This window comes from Chitinophaga sancti (genome assembly GCF_034424315.1).
GTDB classification, from domain to species: Bacteria; Bacteroidota; Bacteroidia; order Chitinophagales; family Chitinophagaceae; genus Chitinophaga; species Chitinophaga sancti.
Map to the genome: position 1 here is coordinate 5,472,769 of NZ_CP139972.1, position 14,019 is coordinate 5,486,787.

Sequence of the window (14,019 nt, forward strand, 5' to 3'; positions counted from 1 at the left end):
ATTAATGATGGGTGGCGCGGCGCTTGATCATACCTCCCTTGGTATCGTTAATGTTGTGTTGCACTATAAACGCTTTTTCATCTATTTTCTCAATCTCGTCAATGATCTTGTGCACTTCCAGGCGGGTCACCACGGTGTAGATAATATCAATTTCCTTATCCACCGCACCCCGCTTGCCATATCCACTCTGTCCTTTGAAAACGGTCACCCCTTTTTTTAAGGATAAGGTCAGGGTCTTACGCACAAGCTCACTTTGATTGGAAATAATGGTGAGTGCAATATATTCTTCAAAACCGGAGATCACATAGTCAACCGTCTTTGAAGCCGCCAGGTAAGTCAGGATCGCATACAGCGCCGTTTCAATATTAATGAGGATCGCCGCTACACTAAAGATGACCAGGTTGAAGTACATAATAACCTCACCCATGGATAATACTGTCTTGCGGTTAATGTAAAGGGCCAATACTTCCGTACCATCCAGTACGGCACCCCCTCTTACTGATAATCCGATACCGGCGCCTAAGAAGAAGCCGCCGAATATTGCGATCAGCAGGCGGTCGCTGGTTATAGTCGGTACCTTGATAAACACCAGCGCACAGGCAAGCCCCACAATAGCACACATGGCCTTGATGGTAAACTCGACTGACAGCTGCTTGTAAGCCAGTAAGATAAAAGGAATGTTGATAATGACCAGGAGTACGGAAATGTTCCATCCTGTCAACCTGTTGATCAGCAGGGAGATCCCCGTTACACCCCCATCCAGAAATTCATTGGGCAAAAGAAATCCCTTCAACCCAATAGCAGCCAGCAGCACGCCAATGGTGATCAGGACAATATCCTGCAAGTTCTGGATCAGGCTAATTCTGGCGCGGGTTTCCTTCGTGTTCGGCATGATAGGTACAATTTAATTACAATGATATCCTTGCCGTTCGTGGTGTGTTACATCCGCTCCTGGTGGCGCAACCATCTCTCCGGGATCTCATTATTGCTTGCCAGCAGGTAGTCGTTATAGGCACAGGGTAAGAATTCTTTCCCAGGCATCTGCATCCACCAGCGCCCGGTCTTTTTACTTTTCAGGAATACGGTCTCAATATCCCCACATACAATATTAAATTCCCAGAATGATTCACGGTCCTGCAGCAGGGCTTCTTTGTTCCTGATGGCAACACCATCCATAAAGTACCACATCATCTGGGAAATCTGTTTCGCTGTTAAATGATTCCTGTCCTTTTCAGGGCGGTAACCATAGATGCCAAAGGAACTCAGGCGGGCACTCATACCGGCGTAGCGGGAAAGTACGCAAGCCTCATCACCGGCCAGTCCGTTAGGAGAGAGGGTATTCGCAGGTGCATCTGAGTTCCTGATGACATTAATATCCAGGCTTAGCATATCTGAGTTGCGTAATACCGGTTCCATCTCATCCATATGCTCTCTCACCTTACCCAGGCGATAGCAATCAAACCGGAGTTTATCCAGTGTCTCCAACATCCGTGGATGCACGAAGAAACTCTGAAAGCCAAGGTGGTTGTAATGACGAATGTAGTTCGGTTGTTCAGTGAACATTTCCATCAGGAAACTATCTGCCGGGATTGTTGGTTCTTCTTTGAGGTCTATCAACGCATCGGCCACGGTAGCCTCTATCACATATTTCTGCGTAGCATAAGCCTTGTATTGTGCATAGGTCAGGTCGTGTGAACCGCCCAGGATAATCACTGTTTTGCTGGAGTTAATCAGTTCTGCTAGTATGGTTTTCAAACCGGCATAGGTATCAGTAAGTGCAATACCGGGGCGCAGGTTACCAACATCCGCAATCTTTACTTCCTTATGCCAGTAATAGAGACTGAAGAATTCACGGCGAATAGCATCGGCAGCATCCGGGCCTTTTTTGCCAGGACCGTATCCGCGTTCTTCAGGGGCTCCTACTATAATGATGTCAGCTGCATCCAGATCAGGAATGTTTCCTTCTTCATAGCAATCACAGATAGCACCAATCTGGTACCCGTCATATTCCTGTTCATTGTTCAGGTTTGCTTTTGAGATGGGAATCAGGTAATCGTGAAGTAGCGCGAAGTCTGCCATCAATAGTAATTTAGTTGCTGGCAAACCTACGAATCAATTGTGAATTAATGATCGACTTGAATAAAGATAGTGATTGGAAAGGCTACTGATAACTGTAGCATTGCCTGACTGATGATATCAGGGAGTATAGTGACAGGCAGGTTGTCACTACAAAGTGAAACGTCTGTTAATTAGTTCCTATGTATGATGAATTCAAAAGGTTTGACTTCTTTTCTTGATAATGCCTTTTGTAGTATGGTACGCCTGCTGCTGACCTTGTTCTTATTACAATCTGCAACTTCCATAACATTACTTAGATATTCCATTGTTTCTACCATGGATAGCATCTCGTTGATTTGTCTTACTGCATTTTGAATTTGCTGTTCGCTGTACCTGTCTTCATGCAGTACAAACAATAAATCCCTTTCAACCTGTTTCATTAGAATAAATTGATTGTTCCCCTAAATTTTGTTCAAAGGCGTTTTCAATAGGCGTAAGTGATTTGGTGCGCTCAACAACTGGATGTACAAGGTCTTTAATATGCGCGGGAACGATCCGGCTACTTTCAATAAAGATCAGTGCATGCGTTTCTTATTCATGGTAGGACATCCGCAATCGTTTTTCTTTAAAACTTTACAGCTCTGTCCGATTATGCTAATTGTGGCGCAAAGTAGAAAGATAGTCAACCATTTATTTGATTTCATACAGTATGTTGTTTCCTCTAAATGTTATAGATGCCAGTCTGTACCAGAGTTTACCTTTTCTTAACAGTGCGCATTTCTAAATTAAGCTAATTTCGTAAAAATTTCAAATATTTGCCTACAAAATCTGCGCGTAAAACAGTTCTGGTAGTCCCGCTGGACTGGGGATTAGGTCATGCAACCAGGGATATCCCTATCATTCATGAATTATTAAACGCAGGCTGTAATGTAGTTATTGCAGCCGAAGGGAAACACGCTGCCCTCTTAGGTCAGGAATTCCCACAGCTGACTATCCTGCCGCTTCCCGGATACCGCATTCAGTATGCTCAGAAAGGATGGTTCTTTGGACCGAAAATTATCCAGCAGATCCCTCAGATCATCAAGTCCATCAAATATGAGCAACGCTGGCTGCAACAGGTTGTGAAAGAACACAATATCAATGCGGTGATTTCCGACAACCGATTCGGCCTTTATCACCGCGACATCCCTACTGTTATTATCTCTCACCAGTTGCTGATCAAGACTCCCTTTGGCGGGATCATTGAAACCATTCTGCAAAAGATCAATTACAGGTACATCCGTAAATATGGAACCTGCTGGATACCAGACTACGCTGGTGCCAACAACCTCTCCGGTATATTAGGTCATCCAAAAACACTGCCTGCGAATACTAAATATCTGGGTTGTCTCAGCCGTTTTGAAAACAGGCCAGATGTACCTAAAAAATACGACTTACTGGTATTGATATCAGGACCCGAACCACAGCGTTCCAACCTGGAAAAGATGGTGCTGGACCAGGTAGCTGCATTGCCAATTAGTGCCCTGATTGTAAGCGGTAAACCAGGTACACCTGAAACCAAACAGATCACAGATCGAATTCAACAGGTTAACCACCTGAATGCAAAAGAATTAAATGAAGCAATGCTGGGTGCTGATATGGTGCTAAGCCGTTCCGGTTATACCACCCTGATGGATCTTGTAAAGCTGAATAAGAAAGCGATATTAGTACCCACACCAGGTCAGTCCGAGCAGGAATACCTGGGTAAGTTCCTGATGAAAAAAGGTTTCTTCTTTAATGTGAATCAATCTGAATTCAGATTGGAAAAAGCATTGGAGGATATCAAATCATTCCCCTTCAAATCTTTTGAACATGAGGAAGATATGGAACAATACAAACAAGTGGTAAGAGATTTTGCTGCCTCTTTATAGTACTTTAAAAGTGGCGGCCTCGGGTCGCCACTTTTAAAGTAAATTTATTTTTTCGCTGCCGCAACCAGGCCATCTACATTCTTCTTATCATTCCCGATAAAGATCTCATTCCCCACTATTGACACTGGTCTCTTTAAAAATGAATATTCCTGCAGGATCAGGTCATGATAATCCATTTCCGTCAGCTCTTTTTCATGCAACCCCATCGGACGATACTTTTGGGATCTTCTGCTAAACAATGCCTCATAACTTCCTGCCAGTTTATGCATCTCTTCCAGCTGTGCCGGTGTGATCTTCTCCGTTTTTATATCCTGCAATACAAAGCCGTTCTCTTTTGCCTGCACCGCATCAATGATCTTCTTACAGGTATTACAGGTTGACAGATGGTATATTTTTTTCATGTTGCTTTCTTTGATCGCAAAGATCCTAACTCAGGCGATAAATTTCATAATTCATAGTTACTTTTGGCGGATGCAAAAGAAACTTTTTTTACTGGATGCCATGGCTCTTATATATCGCGCATACTATGGCCTTATCCGGAACCCTCGCCTCACCAGCGCTGGTCGTAATACCAATGCCCAGTTTGGCTTTACCTCCACGCTGATAGACCTCATCAAAAAAGAAAACCCCACTCATATGGCTGTGGCATTCGATACGCATGCCCCTACCGAAAGACATACCACCTTTGTCGATTACAAAGCAAATCGTGAAGATGCACCGGAAGATCTGCTTGACGCTATTCCTGATATTAAACGTATCATCACCGGTTTCAATATTCCCTGTGTGGAGTTAGACGGTTATGAAGCAGATGACGTTATCGGCACCCTCGCCTGGCAGGCAGCAGCCGCAGGTTACACCGTTTACATGGTGACTCCCGATAAGGATTACGGCCAGCTCGTAAAAGAAAATGTATTTATCTATAAACCTCCTTACATGGGCAGCAAAGAAGAAATTCTCGGCCCGAAGGAAGTATGCGAGAAATGGCAGATCAAAGATGTGCACCAGGTTATAGACATCCTGGGTCTCATGGGCGATGCTGTCGATAATATCCCTGGTATACCGGGAGTAGGAGAGAAGACCGCCATGAAACTCCTGGCACAGTACGATTCTATCGAAAATGTACTGGCAAACGCTGACAAGATAGGTGGTAAAATGGGAGAGAAGATCAAAGCCGGTGCTGATAGCGCTATTCTCTCTAAACAACTTGCTACCATCATTACCGATGTACCTGTCGCCTTCCACGAAGAAGACTTCTGCATCAAAGACCATAACAAAGAGGCCCTTTCTGAAGTGTTCATCGAACTGGAATTCAAAACCCTGGGTAAACGTATCCTGGGCGATACCTTCGGGTCCAGTGGTGAAGCAACAGCTACCGGCAAAATTCAGCTGGACCTCTTCGGAAATGCGACCGAAACAACCGTAGTCGTTACGCCGGAAAACAATCCGGAACAGGCCGTGAGCATTCTCGTAGCTGAAAAAAACATTAACAATACACCACATACCTACCACCTCGCAGATACGCCTGAAAAAAGAGCGGAACTGCTGGCCACACTATTAACCAAACAGGAGATCTGCTTCGATACTGAAACTACCGGTACCGATGCCAATGCCGTAGACCTGGTAGGTATGAGCTTTGCCTTCGCAGCCGGTGAAGCATGGTATGTTCCCGTTCCTAAAGATAAAGCAGGAGCACAGGCAATCGTTGATGAATTCCGTCCGCTTTTTGAAGCCACCCATATTGTATTCATCGGCCAGAACCTGAAATACGATATGCTGGTGCTCAAGTGGTATGGTGTGGACATCAAATCTCCTGTATTTGATACCATGCTGGCCCACTACCTCATAGAGCCGGAAGGTCGTCGCAGTATGGACCTGCTCAGTGCTCAATACCTGCAATACGAGCCGGTGAGTATCGAAACCCTCATTGGCAAAAAAGGGAAGAACCAGGGCAACATGCGCGATGTGGAGATCGAAAAGATCAAGGACTACGCCGCAGAAGATGCCGACATCACCCTGCAGCTGAAAGAAAAGTTCGCTCCGCTGCTGCCTGCTAAAAATGTGGAAAAGGTATTTTATGAAGTGGAAAATCCACTCGTGAAAGTCCTCGCCGATATGGAATTCGAAGGTATCGCGATCGATGTACAAGCCCTGGCCGACTACTCCCGCGAACTGGATACCGAAATCAGAAGAGCTGAAGAAAGCGTATACACCCAGGCAGGCGTCCGTTTCAACCTCGCCTCTCCCAAACAATTGGGCGAAGTACTCTTCGAAAAACTGGCACTCGACCCTAAAGCAAAAAAGACCCGTACCGGTCAATACGCAACAGGCGAAGACGTACTGGCAAAACTGGCCAGCAAGCACCAGATCGTAGACGACATCCTTGTTTTCCGCGAACTGAGTAAACTGAAATCTACCTATGTTGATGCACTGCCAACTATGCTCAATAAACGGACAAACAGGGTACACACTTCCTACAACCAGGCAGTAGCTGTAACCGGCCGTTTAAGCAGCACCAACCCAAACCTCCAGAACATTCCCATCAGAACTGACAGAGGTAGAGAAATCCGCAAAGCATTCGTTCCCCGCAGCGAAGAATTTACCCTGCTCTCTGCAGATTACTCCCAGATAGAACTGCGCATCATTGCCGCCATTAGTGAAGACCAGGCAATGATAGAAGCGTTCCGCCAGGGTATAGATATTCACGCTGCGACCGCCGCTAAAGTATACGGCATTCCACTGGAAGAGGTCACATCCGACATGCGCCGCAATGCCAAGAGTGTAAATTTCGGTATCATCTACGGTGTAAGCGCCTTTGGCCTTTCTGAAAACCTGGGTATCGCCCGCAGTGAAGCCAAAATGCTGATCGATAACTACTTCGCACAGTATCAGGCCATCAAAGACTACATGGATAAACAAATCAGGTTTGCACAGCAGAATGGTTATGTAGAAACCCTGCTGGGTCGTAAGCGCTGGCTAAAGGACATCAACAGTTCCAATGCCGTAGTACGAGGCTATGCTGAGCGAAATGCCATCAATATGCCGATCCAGGGAACTGCCGCAGACATGATCAAACTGGCCATGATCTCTATCCACAAAACACTCAAGTCACAAAATCTGCGTTCAAAAATGATCCTGCAGGTACATGATGAATTGGTGTTTGATGTGCATAAAGATGAAATTGAAATAATCAGACCCATCATTCTCGAAGGTATGCGCAATGCCTTGCCGCTGGCAGTTCCGGTAGAAGCCGAAATAGGCCTTGGCCGCAACTGGCTGGAAGCCCACTAATTACTAACAAAGTGTTAAATCTACACACATTAAGGCCGGGCAATGGATCATTGTCCGGCCTTCGTTTATCCTGGAAACTATAGGAAAACCCACTGCATTGTCTCCGCACCCGGTACTTACACCCCTCTTGTGTTTTCCAAATTCGTTTACTAGCTTTCGCCCATGATCCTGACCTCAAGGTTGCAAATATTGCCTTGTACACTGCAGTACTTTGAAGCATTACTACAAGGAAAAGAAACATTGGGCCATTTATTGGATGTTGATATCCCTCTTTTCTGGACTGAGTTCCCTGAAGTAATACTGGTAGCGTACGACAAATTGCGCAATGACCCCTCTATGCTTGGCTGGTTCCTTTACCTGGTGATCTACCAGGATGATAAACGGCTGATTGGTGCCGGTGGCTTTAAAGGCCGCCCGGACAATGATGGCGTGGTGGAAATAGGCTATGAAATCACCACCGCCTACCGTGAACGGGGCTTTGGTACCGAGCTCACACAAGCCCTGATCCGTTTCGCCTTCGGCCACTCTTATGTGACCCGGGTAATTGCCCATACAGAGGAAGAATATACCGCTTCTGTAAAAGTGCTCCAGAAATCAGGAATGTCCTTTGCCGGCGAAAACCCCGACACACAATTATGGCGCTGGGAAATATCCCGGGCACAATATGAACTCCCCCAGGATTAACGACCGCTTACCTTAACTTTCTTTCTGCGAATAAAAGGATTGGGTTACATTTGAAACCTCGTTTTAAAATCAAAACACCAAACCAAAATGAAGAAATGGATCTTATGCCTGGCCGTGTGTTATTCCACCACGACTGCCATGGCGCAAACCACCAACAAAGAAGGCAGCAAATACCAGTTTACCGTCATCAAAAACTTAGATGCAGGTGATGTGGAAAACCAGGGCCGTACCGGTACCTGCTGGTCCTTCTCTGGTCTGTCCTTTTTCCAGGCCGAGGCACTGCGCAATGGCAAAGGCAAAGGCGCGAACCTGAGCGAAATGTTCGTGGTAAGAAGAATGTATCCCCTCAAGGCGGTGAACTACGTGCGGATGCACGGTAAGGCCAACTTCGGTGAAGGTGGTGGATTCCCTGACGATCTGACCTGCCTCCGTGAATACGGTCTGGTACCACAGACTGTATACGACGGCAATCGCGATAAAGTTTATAACCACGCAGAAATGGTGTCCATACTGGAAGGCATGACCAACAAGATTGGCGCTTCTGAAGGTACCATCAATCCTAACTGGAAGAAAGCCGTTGATGGCGTGCTGAACTCCTACATCGGCGATGCTCCTGAAAAATTCGAATACCAGGGTAAATCATACACGCCCCAATCTTATGCAAAAGAACTGGGCCTGAATGCAGATGATTATGTACTGGTTTCTTCTTTCACCCACCATCCATATTATGAGCAGTTCGTATTGGAAGTTCCGGACAACTGGAACTGGGAAAGAGTCTACAACGTTCCCCTGAACGATTTCACTGCTATCGCAGAAAATGCTGTCCAGAATGGTTATACCATCGCTTGGGCTGCCGACGTATCTGAGAAAGGATTTAATTTCTTTGAAGGTTTGGCTGTAGTGCCTGAAACCGAATTCAGCGACATGAGCGCTGAAGAAAAAAAGAAAGTATTCGAAGAACCTGTAAAGGAGAAAACGATCACGCCTGAACTGCGTCAGAAAGCTTTCGACAATTTCGAAACGCAGGATGACCACGGTATGCACATCGTAGGTATGGCAAAAGACCAGAATGGTAAAGTATACTTCCGTGTAAAAAATTCATGGGGAACTACGAATCCAGGTAGCGGATATTTCTATGCATCCGAGCCTTACTTCGCTTATAAAACCACCTGCATCATGCTGAACAAAAAAGCACTGCCTGCAGATGTTGCTAAGAAGCTGGGCATCAAACAATAGTGTTTTCCTCACCATAAAAAAGGGGCTTTTCCAATGGAAAAGCCCCTTTTTTATTATTTGCCAAAAGCAAGTATTTTATTTGCTTTTATCAATTATTTCTTTGTTATCCCGCTATGAAAAAGCGTTTCCAGCCACAGTATTAAATGCAATTTATTGTTTACCCTCAATGCGTTGCGCTTCCTGGTAGCTTCCTAAACGGAACTTCAAAGGCACTTTTGTACGCTGCTCAAAGTTCCATTCTCTTTTACAGAAAAATCCGAAGCACTGATCATAATAAGCATGAGGAGACAGGGGAGGTGCCACCCTTGGCGTAAAAGTAACTGCAGGTGCGGCTTTCACAAAAGTAATTGCCGGGGTCATCTTTTTTTGAAGCGGATATAAGGGCGCAACAGAGAGCTTACGTTGCCCCTTAGCCACACCAAATCCTAAAAATAGCAGCAAAAAAACACTACATATTTTCATAATCAAAAGTTTTAGACAATCTCTTCAAAACTACCCAAACCTTCCCTGATCAGTTCAGGTTCAGAGCCGGTACAATCAACTACTGTTGAAAACTGCATCCCTCCAGGTCCACCATCTATTACGATATCTACAATGTTTTCAAACTTCTCATGAATGATTTCCGGATCAGTGTATTCTTCTACGTAAGCTTCAATCGGCAGCGAGGTACTCAGAATTGGGTTTCCTAATTCCTTCACGATCGCTCTGCTGATATTATTATCAGGAACGCGTATACCAACCGTATCCTTCTTTTGCTTCAGCATTCTGGGCACCTGCCTGCTGGCTGGCAGAATAAATGTATACGGTCCGGGCAATGCCTTCTTAAGCATTCTGAAAGTAGGTGTATCTACACTTCGTGCATAGTCAGACAAATGACTGAGATCGTAACATATAAATGAAAACTGGGCCTTGGCAGGATTAATATGCTTGATGCGGCAAATGCGTTCTATAGCTTTGTGCTGTGAAATGTCACAACCCATGCCGTAAACCGTATCGGTCGGATAGATAATCACGCCTCCATCTTTCAGACATTCCACGATCGTCTTTAGATGACGGGGATTCGGGTTGTCTGGGTGTAAAGTCAAAAGCATACTGTAAATTTACGAAATCCTTCCAATTACCAGACCAGCCATATAAAACCTTCTTATATCTTCATAATAAAAAGAATTTCCCGATTCCGAATAATAAAACTCACTACAAAAAGCCTTCATAGTTAACATGGACATTAAATAATCTTACTATCTTTCCGCCCTATTTCCAAAATCATTTTGTGGATGAAGTTGAAAGGAATCGTTCCGAGAACTTGGCGACACTTGAAAAAGATTCTCCTGGTATTATTTATTACACACTTTGTTTATCTCATTGCTTTAAAATGGGTTAATCCTCCTATTACCATAACGATGATCTCGAGCTGGGTAGGAACATGGGGAACTGATACAAAGTTTCATAAAACATGGGCTGACTATTCAGAGATCTCTGAATTCACCAAGCTGGCTGTACTGTCCAGCGAAGACCAGTTATTTCCTGATCATAATGGCTTCGACTTTAAGTCCATCGAAAAAGCCATGAAGCATAACCAGAAAAGTAAAAAGATCCGTGGTGCAAGTACCATCAGCCAACAGGTAGCTAAAAACGTATTCCTATGGCAGCAGAGAAGCTGGATCAGAAAAGGATTGGAAGTCTATTTCACCTTCATGATTGAAAAACTCTGGGGCAAGGAACGCATACTGGAAGTATACCTCAACGTGGCCCAGACCGGCGATGCTGTATTTGGAGTAGAAGCTGCTGCCCAGCAGTACTATCATAAATCTGCGGCGAGCCTTAACAGGGAACAATCTGCGATGATTGCCGCCTGCCTGCCTAATCCGGTTAAATATACAGTGGTACCACCGGCAAGGCCTACACTGTACAGGCAAAAGAAAATACTGGTGCAAATGCGCTTACTGACCGGCGATCCGGATATCTCAGCGCTGATTAGCTCCAAGTAACTGATCTATTGCCTTCACAGCTGTTGCCTCCCTTGCTTCAAATGAACCACGGACTTCCACCCATGGCACGCCCGAAGATTGCACAATTTCTTTATACACATTGTAGAAGTACTCCCGCATAGCCGGGTCAGGATGTTCCCGCTGCGGATCTTCCTCCCAGGGAATATCAATATAAGTGAGCAGGTAAAGGTCATACCTTCTCTCTGCGATAGCTGCCACAATCCAGGGATCACATGCTCCGTATTTATGTTCACTCCAAACTCTTATTACATGCAGGTCCGTATCACACACCAGCAGCCTGTTTGCCAGCTTAGCCCTTTCTGCCTCCAGTGCCAGTTGCCCCTGTGCCATAGCCAGCAGGTCAGATTGCTCATACGGACGAGGTAATTCTTCTATATACCGACGGGCATACTCAGGCACCCACATCGTTTCGTAATGCGACGCCAGGAACTCACTGAGGGTACTTTTGCCTGTACTCTCCGGACCAATCACCACTACTTTGAATAACTCTTCCATATCTTTTTCCAGCTGAAATAACCCATGACTGCTACAATGAACAGGAAGATGGTCAGCACCGCTGTCGCGACTAGTTTTTTATGAAATAATAAAGGTATCGCTACCAGGTTGGATATATTCAGTATCACCCAGTTTTCAATTTTTCGTTTGGCCAGCAACCACATACCTGCACAGGCAGTTGCAGATACAAAAGCATCTACAAGCGGTACATCTGAATTGGAGAAGTGACTTAGCAGGTAATAGAACACCGCCCAGCCAATTAATGCAGTCGCCGCCGTTACAATCCATTCTGTCCTGGATGCCCAGGCAATTGGTACTTCGGGTTCAGAGGGTTTCTTCCTTGCCCAGTGATACCAGCCATACACACTCATGATGAAATAATAAGCGTTCAGCGTCGCCTCTGCATAGAGCTTAAACTGCTCTCTTGATAACAGGTATACATAAATGCCCGTACTGACCAGGCCTGTAGGATAAAGCCAGATACTGTTCTGTTTACTACATACCACGCTGATAGCACCAAAGATCGCCGCCAGGATTTCCAGCCAGCTCATGGCCCTCACACCTTCAATCAGCGCCTGGTAAAATACATCCACATTCATGCCGCAAAGATAAGAGTGACAGCTACCTAAAAAAATAAGGTTGTATCAAATGATACAACCTCACGCTTAAATTTTATTTTTTCTCTCCCATCAGTACCCCCGATACATTCCATGCGCTGAAGGCGGTGCCTTCTCTCTTACCCAGTGGGATGGCGACTTTAAATTCGTGTACCCCCGGTGCCAGGTCCGGCAAAGGAATATACACAGCCGGCGTAAGACTTCCCGGGCACCAGTTGGACCTGCTCAAATCAGATGATGACAACCCATTTCCAAAATTACCTGAAGAAGGATTCAGCAAACGGTAAGTACCGCAATCAGTTCTCCAGGGTACAAAATGATACACTCGCTTGCCGTCTACAAAGATCTCATTCAGCTTCGGCACAAATTCATCACCATTCCCCCAGCCACCATGACCGGTAGTGATATAACGAAGCTGTAAATTGGTTACGCCCTCCGGAATATTCACCTTCACCGTCAGGGAGTCATGGTCGAACATAGTACCGTATTCCTGGCCAGCCATTTCCATCAGGTTGGTGGTATTGAAGATCGGCTGTAAATAGCCTGGCACTTTTAACCCCTCATCTTCGTCTCCTTTGTAGTATTTCAGGCGCAGGCTTACAATGTGACCACCTTTGTCATAGTTACCAATGAAAACGCCAAGCCATACATCACCCTCCATCCTCGGTTGCAGTTCTGTGATCTCCTGGCGAAATACCGCAGAATCAGCCCAGTTATAACCAGCTATCTGGCTTCTCTCGTTGTAGTGATGAATCCCGAAAGGAGTGAAGAAACGCAGCAGTTCCATTGTAGGCAGGTAATCATCAGTAGCAACAACGCCCTGATATTTCTCCTTATAAACAGGTAGTTCCTTTACCCCATTCTGCAGTCCATTCAGGAAAGAACCTTGCTTATCCATAGGGATCATAAATACAGAACCTGTGCGGTCATAAGCATCTCCGTTGGAATACTGGGCCAGTTCGGCAAACAGCTGACGGCCCGCTTCGTATTTAGGTAGTTTTATTTTTTTCAGGATCACAGTGCCGCCCGCGTAGTGGTAAGTTACATCACTCTGGTTGGCAGTAGGATTAGGCTTGTCATATCCAAAGGAAATCTGCTCTTTACTGAATACAGGAATGGTAGTATAGCGGCTATCAATCACCTCGCGGGTATAATTTGCCTGGTCTACCAGCTTACCAATGGCAATAGAACCGGGCCAGTTCAGGTCCTTAGGATTGATCTTGCCCTTTTTCACTTCTGTCGCTATCACTTCCATTTCGCCGTTTCTCACGGTCTTTAATACCAATCCTAAACCAGGAGTCACACCCAGGCTGGGAGAACCTTTTAGATTCAGGGCATTGGTATACCATACTTCCACCGTGTTGGAGCGGATAATGACTTTCGCTTTTTTACAGGGGTAACCCGCAATGGTGGCAGTATCTGTGAGCAGCTCGGGCTTTTCGTAGTCTTCAATTTTCTTTTTAAATGTGACAGATCTGCCGTTCAGGCTTAATACCTGCATAGTAACATTTTCTGTATAGTTCAGGTATTGTTGCTCCCTGGCACCGGGATCTGCATCTTTGATCACATGCGCACTTCTTCCGTCAATAAATAGGGTAAGGGCACCGTCTTTCATCTCCTCTCCATGATAACGTGTCTTGTAATGAACGGTCACAGCATCCTGTGCATGTACTCCTGCTGCGAATAGCAAGCTGGCTGCGATAGATAGATATTTCATAAGTA

Annotated in this window: 14 protein-coding genes; 5 read left to right on the plus strand and 9 right to left on the minus strand. The window is 45.5% G+C overall.

From position 1 onward, the window contains the following. Nucleotide 1: 1 nt before the first annotated feature. The 3 genes from U0033_RS21260 to U0033_RS21270 form a co-directional block, all read right to left on the minus strand. A complete protein-coding gene (locus U0033_RS21260; protein WP_072358912.1) occupies nt 2–892 on the minus strand; it encodes a YitT family protein in 891 nt (296 codons plus the stop codon). A gap of 47 nt (nt 893–939) precedes the next feature. Further along, complete coding sequence (locus tag U0033_RS21265) at nt 940–2,079, minus strand: formimidoylglutamase (protein WP_072358914.1); 1,140 nt, start codon at nt 2,077–2,079, stop codon at nt 940–942. 170 nt (nt 2,080–2,249) lie between these two features. Beyond that, nucleotides 2,250–2,498 (minus strand): hypothetical protein, encoded by a 249-nt coding sequence (locus U0033_RS21270; protein ID WP_072358916.1) that lies wholly within the window; start codon nt 2,496–2,498, stop codon nt 2,250–2,252. 375 nt (nt 2,499–2,873) lie between these two features. Here U0033_RS21270 and U0033_RS21275 point away from each other — a divergent pair, with 375 nt between their 5' ends. Then, nucleotides 2,874–3,968: a glycosyltransferase gene (locus tag U0033_RS21275; RefSeq protein WP_072358918.1), complete on the plus strand. Its 1,095-nt coding sequence runs from the start codon at nt 2,874–2,876 to the stop codon at nt 3,966–3,968. 44 nt (nt 3,969–4,012) lie between these two features. Here the strand turns inward: U0033_RS21275 and U0033_RS21280 are convergent, their stop codons facing one another. Continuing rightward, nucleotides 4,013–4,369, minus strand: coding sequence for an arsenate reductase family protein (locus U0033_RS21280; RefSeq protein WP_072358920.1), 357 nt, complete (start codon nt 4,367–4,369; stop codon nt 4,013–4,015). Nucleotides 4,370–4,439: 70 nt separating this feature from the next. Here U0033_RS21280 and polA point away from each other — a divergent pair, with 70 nt between their 5' ends. The 3 genes from polA (at nt 4,440) to U0033_RS21295 (ending at nt 9,176) form a co-directional block, all read left to right on the plus strand. Further along, nucleotides 4,440–7,256, plus strand: coding sequence for a DNA polymerase I (gene polA, locus U0033_RS21285; RefSeq protein ID WP_072358922.1), 2,817 nt, complete (start codon nt 4,440–4,442; stop codon nt 7,254–7,256). A 162-nt stretch (nt 7,257–7,418) separates the two neighbouring features. Next, a complete protein-coding gene (locus tag U0033_RS21290; protein WP_072358924.1) occupies nt 7,419–7,940 on the plus strand; it encodes a GNAT family N-acetyltransferase in 522 nt (173 codons plus the stop codon). An 87-nt stretch (nt 7,941–8,027) separates the two neighbouring features. Continuing rightward, the gene (locus U0033_RS21295) at nt 8,028–9,176 is read left to right on the plus strand and encodes a C1 family peptidase (protein WP_072358926.1); all 1,149 of its coding nucleotides are present in this window, start codon (nt 8,028–8,030) and stop codon (nt 9,174–9,176) included. Between the two features lie 150 nt (nt 9,177–9,326). On the opposite strand, the gene U0033_RS21300 is transcribed toward U0033_RS21295, so the two are convergent. Continuing rightward, complete coding sequence (locus tag U0033_RS21300) at nt 9,327–9,638, minus strand: hypothetical protein (protein ID WP_072358928.1); 312 nt, start codon at nt 9,636–9,638, stop codon at nt 9,327–9,329. A gap of 11 nt (nt 9,639–9,649) precedes the next feature. Then, nucleotides 9,650–10,267, minus strand: a complete 618-nt coding sequence (locus U0033_RS21305; RefSeq protein ID WP_072358930.1) for an L-threonylcarbamoyladenylate synthase — start codon at nt 10,265–10,267, stop codon at nt 9,650–9,652. A gap of 222 nt (nt 10,268–10,489) precedes the next feature. Between U0033_RS21305 and mtgA the strand changes: the two genes are divergently transcribed. After that, nucleotides 10,490–11,164 (plus strand): monofunctional biosynthetic peptidoglycan transglycosylase, encoded by a 675-nt coding sequence (gene mtgA, locus U0033_RS21310; protein WP_245801742.1) that lies wholly within the window; start codon nt 10,490–10,492, stop codon nt 11,162–11,164. Here mtgA and U0033_RS21315 read toward each other — a convergent pair. The 3 genes from U0033_RS21315 to U0033_RS21325 form a co-directional block, all read right to left on the minus strand. Then, nucleotides 11,141–11,680: an AAA family ATPase gene (locus U0033_RS21315; protein ID WP_072358933.1), complete on the minus strand. Its 540-nt coding sequence runs from the start codon at nt 11,678–11,680 to the stop codon at nt 11,141–11,143. The two genes, mtgA and U0033_RS21315, sit on opposite strands and share 24 nt — an antisense overlap. Further along, nucleotides 11,659–12,279: a nicotinamide riboside transporter PnuC gene (gene pnuC / locus U0033_RS21320; protein ID WP_072358935.1), complete on the minus strand. Its 621-nt coding sequence runs from the start codon at nt 12,277–12,279 to the stop codon at nt 11,659–11,661. Before pnuC ends, U0033_RS21315 begins: the two co-directional genes overlap by 22 nt. A 73-nt stretch (nt 12,280–12,352) precedes the next feature. Then, on the minus strand, nt 12,353–14,014 hold the full coding sequence (locus U0033_RS21325) for a PNGase F N-terminal domain-containing protein (RefSeq protein ID WP_072358937.1): 1,662 nt from the start codon (nt 14,012–14,014) through the stop codon (nt 12,353–12,355). Between the last annotated feature and the right edge of the window lie 5 nt (nt 14,015–14,019).

Excerpts from the sequence above, each read along its gene's own strand:
- U0033_RS21260 (WP_072358912.1), bottom strand. The coding sequence starts at position 892 with ATGCCGAACACGAAGGAAACCCGCGCCAGAATTAGCCTGATCCAGAAC.
- U0033_RS21265 (WP_072358914.1), bottom strand. The coding sequence starts at position 2,079 with ATGGCAGACTTCGCGCTACTTCACGATTACCTGATTCCCATCTCAAAA.
- U0033_RS21270 (WP_072358916.1), bottom strand. The coding sequence starts at position 2,498 with ATGAAACAGGTTGAAAGGGATTTATTGTTTGTACTGCATGAAGACAGG.
- U0033_RS21280 (WP_072358920.1), bottom strand. The coding sequence starts at position 4,369 with ATGAAAAAAATATACCATCTGTCAACCTGTAATACCTGTAAGAAGATC.
- polA (WP_072358922.1), top strand. The coding sequence starts at position 4,440 with ATGCAAAAGAAACTTTTTTTACTGGATGCCATGGCTCTTATATATCGC.
- U0033_RS21290 (WP_072358924.1), top strand. The coding sequence starts at position 7,419 with ATGATCCTGACCTCAAGGTTGCAAATATTGCCTTGTACACTGCAGTAC.
- U0033_RS21295 (WP_072358926.1), top strand. The coding sequence starts at position 8,028 with ATGAAGAAATGGATCTTATGCCTGGCCGTGTGTTATTCCACCACGACT.
- U0033_RS21300 (WP_072358928.1), bottom strand. The coding sequence starts at position 9,638 with ATGAAAATATGTAGTGTTTTTTTGCTGCTATTTTTAGGATTTGGTGTG.
- U0033_RS21305 (WP_072358930.1), bottom strand. The coding sequence starts at position 10,267 with ATGCTTTTGACTTTACACCCAGACAACCCGAATCCCCGTCATCTAAAG.
- U0033_RS21315 (WP_072358933.1), bottom strand. The coding sequence starts at position 11,680 with ATGGAAGAGTTATTCAAAGTAGTGGTGATTGGTCCGGAGAGTACAGGC.
- pnuC (WP_072358935.1), bottom strand. The coding sequence starts at position 12,279 with ATGAATGTGGATGTATTTTACCAGGCGCTGATTGAAGGTGTGAGGGCC.
- U0033_RS21325 (WP_072358937.1), bottom strand. The coding sequence starts at position 14,014 with ATGAAATATCTATCTATCGCAGCCAGCTTGCTATTCGCAGCAGGAGTA.